Origin of the sequence: Wolbachia endosymbiont of Drosophila baimaii (assembly GCF_028982185.1) — a bacterium.
Taxonomy (GTDB): Bacteria; Pseudomonadota; Alphaproteobacteria; order Rickettsiales; family Anaplasmataceae; genus Wolbachia; species Wolbachia pipientis.
In genome coordinates, this window is record NZ_JAPQLE010000083.1 from 1 (window position 1) to 15739 (window position 15739).

The 15739-nt window shown below is 34.2% G+C and carries 12 protein-coding genes and 1 tRNA gene; 11 read left to right on the forward strand and 2 right to left on the reverse strand.

The annotated features are described in order from the left end of the window. Positions 1–44 precede the first annotated feature (44 nt). From OZD66_RS02720 to rnc, 6 genes are all read left to right on the forward strand, one after another. Positions 45–2252: an AAA family ATPase gene (locus OZD66_RS02720; RefSeq protein WP_275022161.1), complete on the forward strand. Its 2208-nt coding sequence runs from the start codon at positions 45–47 to the stop codon at positions 2250–2252. Between the two features lie 58 nt (positions 2253–2310). Next, positions 2311–3321: a molecular chaperone DnaJ gene (locus OZD66_RS02725; RefSeq protein WP_182368021.1), complete on the forward strand. Its 1011-nt coding sequence runs from the start codon at positions 2311–2313 to the stop codon at positions 3319–3321. A gap of 58 nt (positions 3322–3379) precedes the next feature. Beyond that, positions 3380–4276 (forward strand): class I fructose-bisphosphate aldolase, encoded by an 897-nt coding sequence (locus OZD66_RS02730; RefSeq protein WP_182368023.1) that lies wholly within the window; start codon positions 3380–3382, stop codon positions 4274–4276. 5 nt (positions 4277–4281) lie between these two features. Beyond that, positions 4282–4353, forward strand: a tRNA-Cys gene (locus tag OZD66_RS02735). A gap of 130 nt (positions 4354–4483) precedes the next feature. Beyond that, on the forward strand, positions 4484–5551 hold the full coding sequence (locus tag OZD66_RS02740) for a quinone-dependent dihydroorotate dehydrogenase (RefSeq protein ID WP_182368026.1): 1068 nt from the start codon (positions 4484–4486) through the stop codon (positions 5549–5551). A gap of 187 nt (positions 5552–5738) precedes the next feature. Further along, positions 5739–6437, forward strand: a complete 699-nt coding sequence (rnc, locus tag OZD66_RS02745; protein WP_006279914.1) for a ribonuclease III — start codon at positions 5739–5741, stop codon at positions 6435–6437. 338 nt (positions 6438–6775) lie between these two features. On the opposite strand, the gene OZD66_RS02755 is transcribed toward rnc, so the two are convergent. Both OZD66_RS02755 and OZD66_RS02760 read right to left on the reverse strand, forming a co-directional pair. After that, the gene (locus tag OZD66_RS02755) at positions 6776–7318 is read right to left on the reverse strand and encodes a hypothetical protein (protein WP_182368029.1); all 543 of its coding nucleotides are present in this window, start codon (positions 7316–7318) and stop codon (positions 6776–6778) included. Positions 7319–7427: 109 nt separating this feature from the next. Then, entirely contained in the window at positions 7428–7958 is a 531-nt protein-coding gene (locus tag OZD66_RS02760; protein WP_182368032.1) for a phospholipase D family nuclease, read from the reverse strand. A 399-nt stretch (positions 7959–8357) separates the two neighbouring features. Here OZD66_RS02760 and OZD66_RS02765 point away from each other — a divergent pair, with 399 nt between their 5' ends. The 5 genes from OZD66_RS02765 (at position 8358) to OZD66_RS02785 (ending at position 15515) form a co-directional block, all read left to right on the forward strand. After that, complete coding sequence (locus OZD66_RS02765; RefSeq protein WP_182368035.1) at positions 8358–8870, forward strand: WD_0033/WD_0034 family tandem repeat-containing protein; 513 nt, start codon at positions 8358–8360, stop codon at positions 8868–8870. After that, positions 8839–9558: a hypothetical protein gene (locus OZD66_RS02770; RefSeq protein ID WP_182368038.1), complete on the forward strand. Its 720-nt coding sequence runs from the start codon at positions 8839–8841 to the stop codon at positions 9556–9558. The genes OZD66_RS02765 and OZD66_RS02770 overlap by 32 nt, the downstream gene beginning before the upstream one ends. Before the next feature lie 155 nt (positions 9559–9713). Then, complete coding sequence (locus tag OZD66_RS02775) at positions 9714–11318, forward strand: hypothetical protein (protein WP_182368041.1); 1605 nt, start codon at positions 9714–9716, stop codon at positions 11316–11318. After that, positions 11296–12957 carry a coiled-coil domain-containing protein gene (locus OZD66_RS02780; protein ID WP_182368044.1) on the forward strand — a complete coding sequence of 554 codons (1662 nt, stop codon included), beginning with the start codon at positions 11296–11298 and terminating at the stop codon, positions 12955–12957. Before OZD66_RS02775 ends, OZD66_RS02780 begins: the two co-directional genes overlap by 23 nt. Then, complete coding sequence (locus tag OZD66_RS02785; RefSeq protein WP_275022159.1) at positions 12954–15515, forward strand: coiled-coil domain-containing protein; 2562 nt, start codon at positions 12954–12956, stop codon at positions 15513–15515. Before OZD66_RS02780 ends, OZD66_RS02785 begins: the two co-directional genes overlap by 4 nt. Positions 15516–15739 lie beyond the last annotated feature (224 nt).

The window sequence follows — 15739 nt, forward strand, 5'->3', positions numbered from 1 at the left end:
TCATAACTATATGCTGCTGGCATTCAACCTCCTTATCATCATCTATCCTTATCCTATCACATCCGGACTTTTATGGAAAGAGCTATAATATCAGAGCCGATGAAATCATCAGTATGGATAACATTCTATCAAGATGCAATATTAAGGCTAATGATTATAATAATAATATAAAAGGGTTTTTACAAAGCAGTTCTGAATTGATTATCAGTGGAGTTAAACCTAGCTCAATGTTTCAATGCATAATACACAGAGCAATAATACGGGCTCATAGCTTGGGGAAAAAAGAAATAAATGGAGCAAGTGTTCTAGTAGAAATTTTGTCTGGGCAAGATTTATACGTTGAAGATCTATTGCAGAAACAAAGTGCGAAAGATTCCAATTTGATTTACCACATATCTAACATGAAATACTCTAACGATATAGATGAATACACCACTAATCATAAAGTAAAACTTGATAAAAATAATGATGCTCCTACTACAGTAAATAAAGGTGAGCTACTAAAAGATGAGGAAATTCTACAAAGTTATTGTAAAAATTTAAATGACTATGCAAGAAGCAAAAAAATAGATTATGTTATTGGTCGTGATTATGAATTAAATCGCACTATAGAAATATTATTGAGGCGTAGAAAAAACAACCCTTTATATGTTGGAGATCCAGGTGTTGGCAAAACCACAATAGTTGAGGGTTTGGTACTCAAAATCATTGAAAACAGTGTTCCAAGTGCGCTCAGGTCCAGTATAATTTATGCTTTGGATTTAGGGTCACTCCTTGCAGGGACACGCTATAGAGGTGATTTTGAAGAGAGAATAAAATCTATAATAAAAGCGATTGAGGCAAAACCAGGTGCTATCCTTTTTATTGACGAAATACACACTATCATTGGAGCAGGTTCTACAAGTGGTAGCTTTCTTGATGCAGGTAACCTACTCAAACCTGCGCTTGCAAGAGGTACACTGCGTTGTATAGGTGCAACTACATATAGAGAATACAGCAATAGTTTTGAAAAAGATAAAGCATTAGCGAGGAGGTTTCAAAAAATTAATGTTAAGGAATCTTCTGTTAACGAAACGATAAAGATACTAGATGGTATAAAGCACTACTATGAAGGGTATCATGGAGTATATTATACAAAGAATGCCATTAGGTCTGCGGCTGAACTTTCGCATAAGTATATTACTGGGCGAATATTACCTGATAAAGCGGTTGATGTTATTGATGAGGCAGGGGCATATTGTAAATTGCTAAGAAACAGGGGTAAAATTGTAAATAGTAGAGATATTAAGAATACCATTACTAGAATTACAAATGTGCCTTGCGGATCTGAATCTGATGATTTGCAGAAAGTAAAGTCTTTAAAAGCTAATCTAGAGAAGGTGATTTTTGGCCAAGAGCAGGCAATAGAATCTCTTGTTAATTCTATTAAAATTGCTAAATCTGGGTTGAGAAATTACAATAAGCCTTTAGCAAATTATCTTTTTGCAGGGCCAACCGGTGTTGGTAAAACCGAGCTAGCAAAACAATTAGCAGAAAGCATGGGCATGAATCTTATACGCTTTGATATGTCCGAATATATTGAGTCTCATACGATATCAAGGATGATTGGTTCTCCTCCTGGATATGTAGGTTATGATCAGGGTGGATTACTCACAGAGTCTGTATCTAACAATCAATATAGTGTTGTGTTGCTTGATGAAATTGAAAAGGCCCATAGCGATATCTATAATATATTGCTACAAATTATGGATTATGGTTGTGTTACAGACACTTACGGACGTAAAGTTGACTTTTCCAATATAATCTTAATTATGACAACTAATGCAGGAGCAGCTGAACGCAGCAAAAGTTTTGTTGGCTTTGGGCATAAAAAATTTAACACTGGTGATAGTGAAAAAGCGATAGAACAGGTTTTTAGCCCTGAATTTCGTAATCGTCTTGATGCGATTATTTCTTTTTCTGACTTAAATGCGGATATAATTCTGCATATTGTAGATAAATTTATTCAGGAACTGAAAAAGCAGCTGACGCAAAAAGGCATAAACTGCTTGGTAGAAGATGAAGTGAAATCTTATCTTGCACAAACAGGTTATAGTAAGGAAATGGGAGCACGTCCGATAGAGAGACTTATTGAAAAAGAGATAAAAAGTTACTTAGCGGAAGAAATACTGAATCGTAAATTAATAAAAGGAAAGAAATTAAGAATCTATATGAATAAAGTAGAAAATAAAATTGCTTTTGATATAGTTTGAAATTCTTGTTTTTTTATTACACTGATAGTATACTTATTTTAAGAATAATGAGGCTATAGTGGCAAGTTTAACTAGAAATCAGTATTACAGTAATCGCGATTTACAGAATTTATTTTCAAGACTAGAAATAAAAGCAGAAGAAGTAATAAGCCAGGAGTTTGACGATATACTCAAGTTAGTTGAACGGAGCTTTAGAAAGCTTTCATTAAAGTGCCACCCTGACAAAGAAAAAAATGAAGAGAAGAAAAAGATAGCTACAGAAAAGTTTCAAAAACTTAGTGCAGATAAAAAAGAGCTAGAGAAGCATCTCAACGCTTTAAAAGAAGGAAAAACTCCTAGTCAATATGAAAGGCTATCAAGTGAAGAAGAACGGAGGAGGCAAACAAAAATTTATGGAATATTATCACGTAGAAGCAAAGCTATAAATAGAGCACTTTTATTTTTTATATTAGCAAATGCGGTGGTTACTCCATCGCTGAAAGTTGAGTATTGCTTATCGCAACTTGCTAATAGTGGCACGGTGCAAAGCATCGCTTATCAATTTTATGCATTTAGCATAGGGATTTGGCCGTTGTTATTTATTATATCCTTTTGTGGTATTATTTATGCAGCAAGTAAACAAAAAGGTTCACAAGAGGAAAATCTGGATAGATTAAATCGAAGATACAATCTACTTATTGCTGCTGATAATTATGTGATATGTATCGCAGCAACATTTGCTATATGTGGTCTAGTGTCAGAGGTAGCACAAAATGGCTGGCCTGCTCAATATGGAACAATGCTGATGATTAATTTAGCATTGGATTTATTACTTATTGCTTTACTTAGAACTTTTACAAAGGCATCTGAACTATATAGTGAACATTGCATTCAGCGCTTATATGAAGAAGATGCAGAATTTAGCTATAAAGAAAAATTTGCATGGTATGACTACAAGCTAGTGCTTATGCCACTTGTTCTTCCTATTGTCAAAATGTATTTTAGAGATTTAATCCAAAAAAAGCCACAACAGCACACCACCAATCCTAACGTTACATCTTTAGGTACACCTGCAGGACAAGAACCATAAAAAGATCTTTGCTTCAACTGTGGTTTTTGCTATACTTTAAGTGAACTTCATAGCGTTAATGAGTAAAGAAATAAGACAAATCTTAAACCACTACGAAAGTGAAAACCCCGGGGTAAAAGCAAATCTTACTCGTATTCTCATGCATGGAAAGCTTGGCGGCACTGGCAAATTAGTAATTCTCCCTGTAGACCAAGGGTTTGAACACGGGCCAATAAAAAGTTTTGAAGTTAACCCTGATGCTTATGACCCACATTATCATTTTCAGCTTGCAGTTGATTCGGGAGTAAGTGCATATGCTGCTCCACTTGGTATGATTGAAGCTGGTGCTGCAACTTATGCTGGAATGCTCCCACTTATTTTGAAACTTAATAGTTCCAACTCTTTACATTCAAAGGATCTAACCTCTGATCAGGCAATAACCTCTTCTGTGAAAGATGCGCTGCGTTTGGGATGCTTAGCTGTCGGATTTACTATATATCCTGGTTCTGCTAAGTGTTTCGATATGATGGAGGAAGCCCGTGGAATCATAGCTGAAGCCAAATCTTACGGGCTTGCAGTAGTGCTATGGTCTTATCCACGCGGTGAAGGGATTTCCAAAGAAGGTGAAACAGCAGTTGATGTTATTGCCTATGCTGCGCACATGGCAGCTTTGCTTGGCGCTAATATAATCAAAGTAAAACTTCCAACTAAATATTTGGAAAGGGAGAAAATAGAAACAGAAAATATTGAATCATTATCGAAAAGAGTTGAATATGTTAAAAAATCTTGTTTTGCAGGGAAAAGAATAGTAGTTTTTTCTGGTGGCGAATCGAAGGAAGTAGATGACATATACAATGAAGCAAAAGAAATTAAGCGAGGTGGCGGTAATGGTTCAATCATTGGACGTAACACTTTTCAACGCAAAAGGGAGGAAGCTTTATCTATGCTAAAAGATATAATGGATATCTACACATAAAAAACGGCTGGGTGGCAGAATGGCTTATGCGGAGGACTGCAAATCCTTTTATACCGGTTCAATTCCGGTCCCGGCCTCTTTCATTTTCTATATCTTGTAAAAGTTGCTCAATTCAACAGTAGCTTTGAGTGTGTAACCTATAGAGAAAATTATTCATAAGTAAAATCAATTTCTTTTCAAGTTATGGTTATACTCTTATAGCGTTTCATGGTAAAAAATAAACTAAAAATAAGCAAAGTGTTTTACAAACGTAATTTACTATTTTTACTACCGCCCGAAGTTGCTCACTCTTTGGTAATTATGGCATTAAAGAAAATACCTTATAAGAATCCTATAGAGCTACCAGAATCTTTGAGTGTGAATTTTTTTGGTAATAAGCTCAGAAGCCCCGTAGGTCTGGCTGCAGGTTTTGACAAGAATGCAGAAGTTATAAGGCCTATGCTCTCATTTGGTTTTGGGTTTATTGAAACTGGTACTGTAACTCGTAATCCACAATATGGAAACAAAAAGCCAAGAATTTTTCGGTTAATTAAAGATCAAGGGGTAATTAACAGATTGGGATTTAACAATAAAGGAATAGACTATTTTCTTAAACAAATAGGTGAAACCAAGCTTGATGACTGCATTTTTGGCATCAACATAGGAAAAAACAGTACATCAAAGGACCAAATCAGCGATTATGTTGACTTAATAAAGATAGTATATGGAAAGAGCAATTATATAGTGCTGAACATCTCATCCCCAAACACGCCTAATTTACGCAATCTGCACAATAAGCAAGAATTATCGGAATTGTTGAAATCCGTAACTCTAACCCGGAAATCAATTGATAATTCTAAATCCATACCAATAATATTAAAAATCTCACCAGATATAGATCAGCAAACGAAAGAAAATATCGCTGAGCTTGCGTTGGAATATAAGATTGACGGATTAACAGTGAGCAACACTACGATCAGTCGGAATAACTTACATTCCCACCACAACGAGAGTGGTGGGTTGAGTGGCAAACCGCTGTTTAAACTTTCAACCGAGTTATTGAGCGATATGTACAAACTTACTAAGGGCAAAATATTGTTGGTAGGATGCGGAGGAATCTCAAGTGGTGCTGATGCATATAAAAAAATAAAGGCAGGAGCTTCTTTGGTGCAGTTGTACACTGCTCTCATATACCACGGACCTCAAGTTGTAAACAAAATTAATCTAGAACTTGCAGAACTAATAAGGAGAGATGGATTTAGTAACATTAGTGAGGTGGTGGGTTGTATACATTAAACATCTTCTCTGTCACCTAAGTAGCCGACACTGGAATAACATCGATGAATCATTATTCAAATAATGGTTATGCAAGAAGTCTATTAAACTGTATATTTTGGAAGTTGTTGGTATTATTTTAATAAAACAAAACTAATTCTTTGGTATAAAGGTGTGGTAGGAAGTGTTATTCTTTTAAATAATGGGTATGAAGAGTTTGAATGATGCAATATCTAAGATCATTGATTATAAATTTACAAATTATGCAATATTAGAAGAGGCACTAACTCACCCAAGCGTAAATAAAAGGAATAGCAAAAACCAGATTGTAAGCTACGAAAGACTAGAGTTTTTGGGCGATAGTGTTTTGAATATGGTTGTATCTGCCACACTGTTTAAACTATTTCCTGAAGAAAAAGAAGGAGCATTGGCAAAAAGAAAGACGGATTTAGTTTGTGGCAACACCATTGCTAATGTTGCTAAAGAAATAAAATTAGGCAGCTTTATCATCATGAATAATAGTGAACGCTGCAATGGAGGGAGATGTAACTTAAAAAATTTAGAAAACTCGCTTGAAGCACTAATAGGTGCAATTTATATTGATGGCGGGCTTGAAAATGTTGAAAAATTTATTATCCAATATTGGGAAAAGCTAGCTAAAGGCATGCTTGACCCCCCTCAAGACCCTAAAACCTCACTGCAAGAGTGGACTCAGAAAAACAAATTGCCTTTACCAGAGTATGAGCTTGTAAAACAAACTGGACCAGCGCACAATCCTGAATTTACTATATCAGTTTGCATAGAAGATTATGGTAAAGTTTCTGCATGCGCTTCTAGTAAAAAGATTGCTGAACAAAAAGCTGCTGAGTTGATGCTAGAAAAAATTGGAAAAGACGCTTCAGTTTAGGCAAAATAGGCATTAATGTAAATTTTAAGGAAGCTAATAGCGTTTAGGGTAAATGGTCAATTTAAGGAGAAGCATAGTATTATTCATAAAAAAGTTGATCTACCAAAAATCAAGCCTTATGTAGTGGAATATCAATGGCTGTTGTCGGAGATGCGGAAAAAAAGAAGTAGCAAGTTACCAAAAGGTGTTATGCCAGATACATTTGGTCCAAGAGTTGTTTTGTGAAGTTGACAGAGTCAAGGAGAATGAAAGTTTTAAAAAATAGCATATTTTTTAATTATAAAAATTTGATATTAACTGTTATTGGTTGATTGAGTAAAAACCAGTGAATGGTCACGTTAAAACATATTTTTAAATTTCTGCCAAAATCCTGGTTTATTATCATTAACCTTTGTAAATGTTATATTTAAACTGTATTTCGGATCATTTGGCACGTCGTATTTTATGCTAAATGTTGAAACTTTATCGTTATTGTAAATATGTACATCATCATATGATAGCTTTGTTGTGTCACACTTTACATACTTTTGCTTATCGTGCACTAAATCACCTGACTCCCTTTCTAGTTCCACAAATTTCGTTTTTTTCTGACATTCCTTCATTTTTATTAAATCCTTATCTAGTGATATTGAAACTGGCAACGTATTTCCAGCATATTCTTTAGCTAAAAGTTCACTTTGAGGATACATTTTTATTTCCCTGCCAAAATGTGAGTCTATGAAATTATTACTCCAAAATTTATCGCCAGAATGCACGTACTCATCAGTAGCATACGGCACCCCACCATAATTGCATTGAACTTTGTAATCTCCAACACCGTTGTTTTGAAAAAAATCATGAATAGCAGTGTAGCTACCGGCAGCATCATTTATATAATCCATTACTTTATTCCTTAAATTTTCAGTTCATTATATCATAATCATTATGCCAATCAATCAAAAAAGCTCTCCCTTGCTGTTTTTAAAACTGATTTTGAGCAAGCGCTCTCGATTAGTTGGGAGCGTATTTGTAAGATTGTGACATTCGTGCCTCCCAGTTTTTCACATACTGCTGAATCAATTCAGGATAATCTGTAATAATTAATAAATTTTCAGCATTTCCTTTTTTAGCTGTCTTACTAAGGTTAAATGACCCTGTGATGACTTTTTGATTGTCAACAATCATTATCTTATTATGAGCAATCTTTGGCTTATCATCGATCCAAATTGGTACTCCACCTGAAAATAATTCATTTATAACACTATATTTTGAGTAGAGTTGCGATTTATCTAAGATGACTTTAACATCAACACCGCGTTCTTTAGCATTGATCAAAGATTTTGCAATTGTTTCAAGAGTAAATGTATATTCTTGAACTAGGATAGATTTTTTAGACTGATCTATTACGCTGATTATCGGCACAGCACAATCTTCTCCAGGTGAAAAGCAAACCGTAGCTTTTGGGCAGGGCGAAAATATATAACCCGCATAGTAATACAGAGAAAAACACATTAATAAGAATAAAAAGTGAAAAAGCCTCACAGCAACCCACCCCAGGATATATGGCGATAGGCTACATTATAGTTTAATCACCTGTCAATAGACTTTTTGCATAGCTTTTGGCAGCACGTTAACAGCTGTCAGAAACGAAAAGCTTACTTGACAAGCTCCGCCAGCCCCCTTATCATGACGTGTATAACAATGTTACAAAAAATAATATCATAGAATTCAATAGGATAATCCCTAGAGAATTACTCATCTACAAAAAGCCAAATCGTGTCAATGCTGTTTAGATGTAAAAGATAAGCTAAATCTTTACAGGGAATTTAAAACAGTAGAATACCTTCGATTGAAAGAAAGAACCAAACTAGGCAACCTAACCGGTTTGCTATTTCAACTACTACAACTAAATCAATAAATCTTAATAGGGGGAAAAACATTATGAAAACGTCAAAATTGACATTAGTATGCGACATATATGAATTAACAAATAAAGATGAAAAGAATATACAAAAACTAGCAAAAGAAATAGAGGAAGGGAGAGGTGTTGCAGAAAAGTTTAGAAATAGAATATTCAAAAAGTCCAGCTATAACGCAAGCACGATTCTTTTAGCGAAAATAGCTTACAAATATCAGGGTAGAGAGGAGGCATTGTCACTACTACATTATGCTATAAGTCATAAAAATAATCAAGCTGTAAAAGATCTTTTAGAAGAAGCCAAAAAACAAAAACTATTAAAGGAAGTTCTGAATGAAGAGATGACCACAAAACATTCAGATGGTCGGGAAGAAACTCATACAATACTTACAGATGCTATATCACGTAGAGACAATGACATGATTAGAGCAGTGTTAAAGATCTCTGAGGAAAACGGTATCTTGAAAGAGATTGTCAAAAAAAGAATAACAATAAAACATTCAAATGGCAAGGAAATCCCCATTCACCTATGCTGAAGCGTGTGAAAATAGTGAAGCTGTAAGAGAACTGGGAAATATTCTTAATAAGAGAGCAACCCAGCAGTCCACTGTTGTAACAGCCAAAACTACTACAGCTAGAAGTGAAAAAGTGCTTCAAGATACTATCGGTAATATCGAGACACCGGCTAACGCATGTGAAAATAGTAATAAAAGTAGTCTTGAAGAATCTATAGAACATGAATACCTTAAACCATGCGAAAATAGTAATGAAAGTAATACAACAGCTATAAAAGATATCACTACTTCAATAGAAAAGCTTGATAATGCTGGAATATGCGAAAAAAATGAAACTGCCGCAAAAGAAGCTGCTATACAAGAGCAAAAAGTTTTTAGCAATGCGGATTCAGCAGAAGCCAAGAAACCTTTGGAAGATGTTCTTAATGAGAAAACAACCATAGGGCAGCAGGTTGTAACAGGCAAAAGTGTGCCGGCTGAAGAGGAAGTGCATGAAGTATGTAATAAACCTGTAATTGTTGGTGTAGTGTTATTGGCAAGTGGTGTTGCATTGTATATCATGAAAATGCCTGTAGTAGCAGCGGTTGTGGGAATAGTTGGATTAGCTTGTATAGGTCTTGCGCTGTATAGTATCATAAATCCCAACACCAAGCTCGAGAAAGTAGAGGAACAATCGATTACTGCTCATCCTCCTTTGAAGGCAATATAAACAAGATAATTTCTTCTATACGGAACCACAATGGTGAATGCCTTCAACAAATGGTCAAGTTTTAACTCAAAATATTAAAAAACTAAGCAAAAAAAAAAGTGTTGACTTGTAATTTAATGATAATTAAGGTATGCTTGATTGATAACGGGGGTAATATGCCAAGTTTTTTTGATAAGCCGTTTGAAAAGCAAGTAGAAAAAATAATAAAAATTGAGAACGCAGAAGGTTTAAGGCTATTACAAGCATTAATTGGTGTTAGAAGTTCAGCTACATTTATAAAATATTACTCAGGTTTTATAATAACTAAGATCAACATTATGTATGCAAGACTTTATGGTGAGTATAAGCTGAAAGAGTTTTGCCTTGAGGAGTATAAAAAAGTCTTAGATGCAAAATTTCGAGAGATGGATGAAGATATAATGGGTGAATTAGTCAGCAAAGATAAAAGTTTTAAAGATAGAGATTTTGATAAAATAATACCCGATAGTGTAGGATTAAGGAAATTATTAAATGATAAAGCTAAGCTAGTTAAAGATAGTATTAGGGAAGATTTAAAGGAAGTGGTATTGGAATCTGTTCAGGATAGGAATAACAGAATCAAAGAATCAGCTTCTATTTCAGACTACAGACATTGTGGTAGTGATAGACAGATTATTGAGTATGTGCGTAATACGGATATAACAGGGCTATGTACCATGGGTTATAAGCAAGTTTTAGATATCTGTGATAATATTGCTAGAAAAACAATAGAAGAGATAGACAATGAAATCATAAGTACGGTCATCGAAAGTCCAGAGCAAGAAAAAGGGTTAGTGAAGGCAGATGCAGTAGTTAAAAATTTGAAAGGAAAAGTAAATAGAATAAATGGGCAGTTAAAATCTGTAACAAAAGAGCATAAATTGTATGAAAGTGAGATCAATGAGTATTCTAATTTCATAAAAGGGGTAAAAAATCGTACTATTTTATTAGATTGGTACAATGAACTGCTAAAGCAAGTAAAGGAAGATTCAGACAAAAATGCAGCACATGTATTGCATAATTATAATAAGTCTGAGTTAGATACGAATGTAAATAACTGGTTGATTGATCAAATTTTTGATAAGGTACTGGATAACAAGTTAGAGGAACTGAGGAAAACATATCAAGTTGAGAAGGCTGACATTGAGTATCCCGAGGGTAAGAATTCTTTAAAGCAAGAAGTTAGAAAGGTGTCACAGCCTGTTATATTGGATCCTAAAAAATTTGTTAGTGCAATGCAAAGTGCGCCAAGTGAGTTAAGGAGTAGTAAAGAAAGGGTAAGCAAAGTTGTAATTGATGAGATTAAGGCTATAGAGACTCTTGTTAACGAAGCAAAAGAAACTTTAGAGGAATTATCATTAAAAGCAACTGAAGATTGGAAAAAAGATGAAAGTAACGAATTAAAGGTTAGAAAATTTTTAACAATACTATCACAAGAATTAAGTAAAAGTATCTTAAAACTCTCTAACACAGAAGATCATTTATTAGATTTACAGAGCAATACTCTAGAATCTGTGAAACATACACTATCTAAGTGGGTAGAAAACGAGGATAAATTTATAGAAAAAATCCTTGTTGAAGTATTGAAGAAAAGAGAGTATCACAGGTTAGCATTAACACTAACCATTCAATTAATAGAACCACACAATGTAATAGAGGCAGAACAAGACATTTTAGATACTATATTGCTTAAAGCTATAGAAAAAGACAAAAAAAGATATGGAATTACTCTTGATATGTAATGGAGCTAACATTAATAAGTCTGGTGTTACTACAGGACTAGGTGGTGAGTTATTAGAAACAGTAGCGGTGGAAGAAATTGCACGTTTGTACAGAGAAATGCCAGTAATTGGAACAAAATATAGGAAAACAAAAAATGGAGATTGGGAAATAACCGGATTCACCGTAACGCAACCTCATACACGTAAACTGAGTGAAGATGAAAAAATTATAGAATTCTGTGAGGAATTAAGTGAACTATTTCCTGAAGATTCCTTTCCAAAAAAATCAAGTGATATTGCTATTGATTACAGGAAAAAAATATCTGAAGGTAAATTAGAAAGAGTCAAAGATGCAAAACAAACAGGGATGGAACAAGTAACACAACATTTAGAAGCAAAAGAGCATAAGAAATTAATACGTAATTGCTCCATAGGTGGTGTAGGTGTTGGTGGTGGGGCAGCAGCTATTGGTTGTTCTTTTGCCCTCTTTAGTGGCCCAATAGCTATTGGTGTTTTTGCTGGTATTTTGGTGCTTAGCTTAGCTGGTTCCCAAGGATATTATAAGCTTTTCAAAGAGAAAAGTGATCTTGTAGTAAGTAGGGACGATATTAAGGATTTAAATCAAGCAATTAGCTTACTTGAAGAGTTGTTACAAGAAAATATCTTGTCAGGAACCAATAATACCATCTTAAAAGAAATAAGGCAGGAAAAAGAAGAAATAAATAAGGGCAAGGAGAAGTGGGTAAACATTTCAAAGCTTAAAAAGCTTATTTCAGAAATTAAAGTAAAAGGACAGAAGGACGCAATATTTAAAGAAAAAAAATGGAAGGATGATGCAAAGCTTATTGCGTTATTAATCGCAGATTTTGAATTTGAGCTTGATGCAATAAATAAGATAGAAGGAATAACATTTGAAAAGTTTGCAAAAGAAATTATAGAAAATAGAAGAGATTACATACAAAGCTTAAAAGAGCAGGATATAAAGGATAAAGAGCGTGAAACAATCAAGATACTTTCAACTGAGTGTAGTAAACAAGCAAGTTTATTAAACACAATAGCACGAAAAGCAAAACAGGACAAAGAAAAAGACGGGCAAGAAATAGAGGAAGTACAGGCAAGAGTAAAAGCTGTTCGTTTAATGTATAGTAAAGCTTGTAATTTTAAAATACCTATAGAAACGATAATACAAAATCAGAGTGTGCAAGAATGCTTAGAGCGACATTGTACTTTCTTGGTGCTAAACACGGACTATACAGAAAAATTTAAGGGTATTTGCAGTGAATACAGAAGCCTCAAAGAAGAGTTAAAGAGTAAGCAATCTATTGGTAAGGAAGAATTTGATAAGTTGTCGAAATTAAATGATGAATTTAATAGAGCGAACAAAAACTTTGCTCAGCGTAAGGAAAATGAATCTGCAAAAGATAACTTAAGATTTGATGACGAGGCTATTAATGAATTAAGATCCCATGTAATTGAGGAAATAAAACGGGCAAGAGCAGCCGCTGAGGAGGAAAAAGAGGTATTAATAGAGGAACAGAAAGCAGTTGAAGAAATAGTGATGCAATTACAAATGTCAGGTTCAGCACAAGCGCAAGCACCAAGCTCTGCATTTAACAATGTAACTAATGAACCAGTTGCAGGTCCTTCTTGGCAGATATGAGAACAAAGGAGTTTATAAAATTTCTGGAGCGTGAAAGGTTAAAGTGGCAAGAGCCAAAAAGCCATGAAGAAGTAAATCAGTTATTTGATGAGTTTGGCAAGCTAAAGATAGTGTGGTGGATGCCATCGGTGCCTGAAAGTGCGAAAGGCAAGAAGTTCTCTCAAGGGCAAGTGATTGTAGTACTGCTTTTAACAGGAGCAGTTGCTTGTTCTTTGTATGAGAGATATAGAATGTTAGGGTTGCTTAGCTCATCCTTTCTTTCAGGGTATATCTTACATTCATTTTTGCACTTTGCAAAACGTATTAATTATTACACTGAAATTTATCATGAGGTTAAAGTTATGCTTTCACAAATACCATCAAGTAATTATCAAAATGGATACATACAATCAATTACAGGAATAGTAGATTGTGCTGAATTTGAATATCACGTTGAGCACTTGGTAAGTATGAATAAAGGTGAATTTAAGAAGTATAAAGAAGACGTGGAAAAAGAGTATGAGGAAGCCTTTTTCGAGAGAAAAATAGCTGAAGAGTTTTTAAGCTATGTGGAATCTGTGAGAAATGGAAGTAATGAAAATTTCAAAGATGATATTGCAGAATTACGTTACTCCTATGAAATAAAGCCATATGAGAGAAAGAAGGAAGAGTATAGGAATCTGTTTGCTTTTACAAAAAGCCTATTGTGGAAAGTTGTGCCTGGGGAAGGAAACAAAGAGGAGATGATAGATATTATTCATAGTAGACTAAAAGACCTAAAGGGCAGTGATACTTTGGAAGAAGGTTTAAGAAAGACGTGCCTTTTGCATTGCACAGATGACATAGAGGATTTGTCTAAGGCAATAAAAAAGTTTTTCCTAAAGAGCCATACAGACAAAAGTAGCCATGAAAAAAGTAGGGAGATTTTCGAAAAAGAAAATGACGTATATAAAGCAGTGAGTACAATAATAGAAATATACGAAAATTACTACTTCGGAGCAGTATTTTGTGATTTAAAGGAGTTTTTAGGTTGGAAGTTAGAAGATATAACAGAAGAAAGTGTTGCTGAGCATGTGTTATCAAGGGAACAACCTTTAACACTTTTTTGTAGGGATGCACTTGGAATATATGCTAAGCATATAGAGTCAGCTGGAGATATCAAGGACAAAATATTGGAAAACTTCAGAAGACTAATAGAAATACAGAAAGAATTGCTAAGAAATAATGAAAATCAGGAATTAAAGAAGGAAAAAAAAGATGTAGAGGATAAACAAAAAGATTTATTAGAGCAATTAAAATTGCAGCTTAAGGAACTAAAGAAATGCTATGAATACCTTAAAGATAGTTTTAGTAAAGAGATAGAAAGATGTAAGGAAACAATAAATTCATCGGAGGATAAGTTTATAAAATATAAGAATACAAAACGTATAGAAAATCTGGAAAGAAGGTTGGAAATATATGAAAGGGAAGAAGAGGATATGGAAAATTTCCTTTTTAAGGTTGAGGAAACACAGGGCAAAATATTGCTCAGAGAAGCAAATAAACACAAACTGGAAATAGGAGGTTGTGCTTTAGCCGCAATAGCTGGTATTGCAGGGTTAATATTCAAGTTACCAATTATGGCAGTACCGTTGTCTTTTGCATTACCATTTGCAATAGGTTTTTGTGGTGATTTCAAAAAACCTTATAAAGAATTTAAAGAAAGAAAGTCAAAGGAGACGGAACATGACTATATAATAGCATACCAGGATCTATGTAATGGATATGATGGGTTAATGAAAGAAAGGAAAGCATCGAATAATTTTTTAGGCATAAAGCATAAAGAAGATGAAAAGGAATTAGAAAAAAAAGCAGAAAGCCTGAAAGAGAAATTTAAAATGCAAAGTGAGATGGAAGTTGATGTAGAGCTAAAGGATGAAAAAGAAAAGGCTAAGTTTTTTAAGGGAGAGGTAAAAGAAGCCAAAATACGCCTCGAAAAAGCGATACAAGCTAGAGAGAAAGCAAGACAAGAAAAAGAAGAAGCACAGGCAGGAGTAAAAGCTATTCATTTAATGTATAGTAAAGCTTGTAATTTTAAAATACCTATAGAAACGATAATACAAAATCAAAGTGTGCAAGAGTGCTTAGAGCAGCAGTGTACTTTTCTAGTGCTAAATACAGACTATGCAGAGAAATTTAAGGATATCTGTGGTAAATATAAGAGCTTCAAAAAAGAGTTAAAGAGTAAACAATCTATTGGTAAGGAAGAATTTAATAAATTGTCAGAATTAGCTGATGAGTTTAATAGAGCAAACAAAAACTTTATTCAGCGTAAGGATAAGGAAAATGAATCTGCAAAAGATAACTTAAAATTTGATGACGAGGCTATCAACGAATTGAGATCTCATGTAATTGAGGAAATAAAACAGGCAAGAGCAGCTGCGGAGGAGGAAATAAAAGTATTAAGAGAGGAACAGAAAGCAGCTGAAGAAATAGTGATGCAATTACAAATGTCAGGTTCAGCACAAACGCAAGCGCCAAGCTCTGCATTCAGTAGTGTAAGTCATGAACCAGTTGCAGGACCTTCTTGGAGAATATAAGGGTTTTGGAGTTTCTATAGTGTGAAAGGTTTGAATTTGTAAATATTATTTTACATAGCCTTTCTACCATAGAGGATATCAAAAAATTACTTTTTATAAAAACACAAGTTTATTAGCGTCACAAAAATCTTAAATATTTATAGCATTTCTCATAATAGTCCGAACAGGTCATAGGAAGGCAGAATCAACAGCACGACGAAAGGATTCGAATAGAGGAATGTTTT

What these genes read in the sequence shown, in the direction of transcription:
- OZD66_RS02730 (WP_182368023.1), top strand. Translation starts at nt 3,380, where the DNA reads ATGAGTAAAGAAATAAGACAAATCTTAAACCACTACGAAAGTGAAAAC.
- OZD66_RS02740 (WP_182368026.1), top strand. Translation starts at nt 4,484, where the DNA reads ATGGTAAAAAATAAACTAAAAATAAGCAAAGTGTTTTACAAACGTAAT.
- rnc (WP_006279914.1), top strand. Translation starts at nt 5,739, where the DNA reads ATGAAGAGTTTGAATGATGCAATATCTAAGATCATTGATTATAAATTT.
- OZD66_RS02755 (WP_182368029.1), bottom strand. Translation starts at nt 7,318, where the DNA reads ATGGATTATATAAATGATGCTGCCGGTAGCTACACTGCTATTCATGAT.
- OZD66_RS02765 (WP_182368035.1), top strand. Translation starts at nt 8,358, where the DNA reads ATGAAAACGTCAAAATTGACATTAGTATGCGACATATATGAATTAACA.
- OZD66_RS02770 (WP_182368038.1), top strand. Translation starts at nt 8,839, where the DNA reads ATGGCAAGGAAATCCCCATTCACCTATGCTGAAGCGTGTGAAAATAGT.
- OZD66_RS02775 (WP_182368041.1), top strand. Translation starts at nt 9,714, where the DNA reads ATGCCAAGTTTTTTTGATAAGCCGTTTGAAAAGCAAGTAGAAAAAATA.
- OZD66_RS02780 (WP_182368044.1), top strand. Translation starts at nt 11,296, where the DNA reads ATGGAATTACTCTTGATATGTAATGGAGCTAACATTAATAAGTCTGGT.
- OZD66_RS02785 (WP_275022159.1), top strand. Translation starts at nt 12,954, where the DNA reads ATGAGAACAAAGGAGTTTATAAAATTTCTGGAGCGTGAAAGGTTAAAG.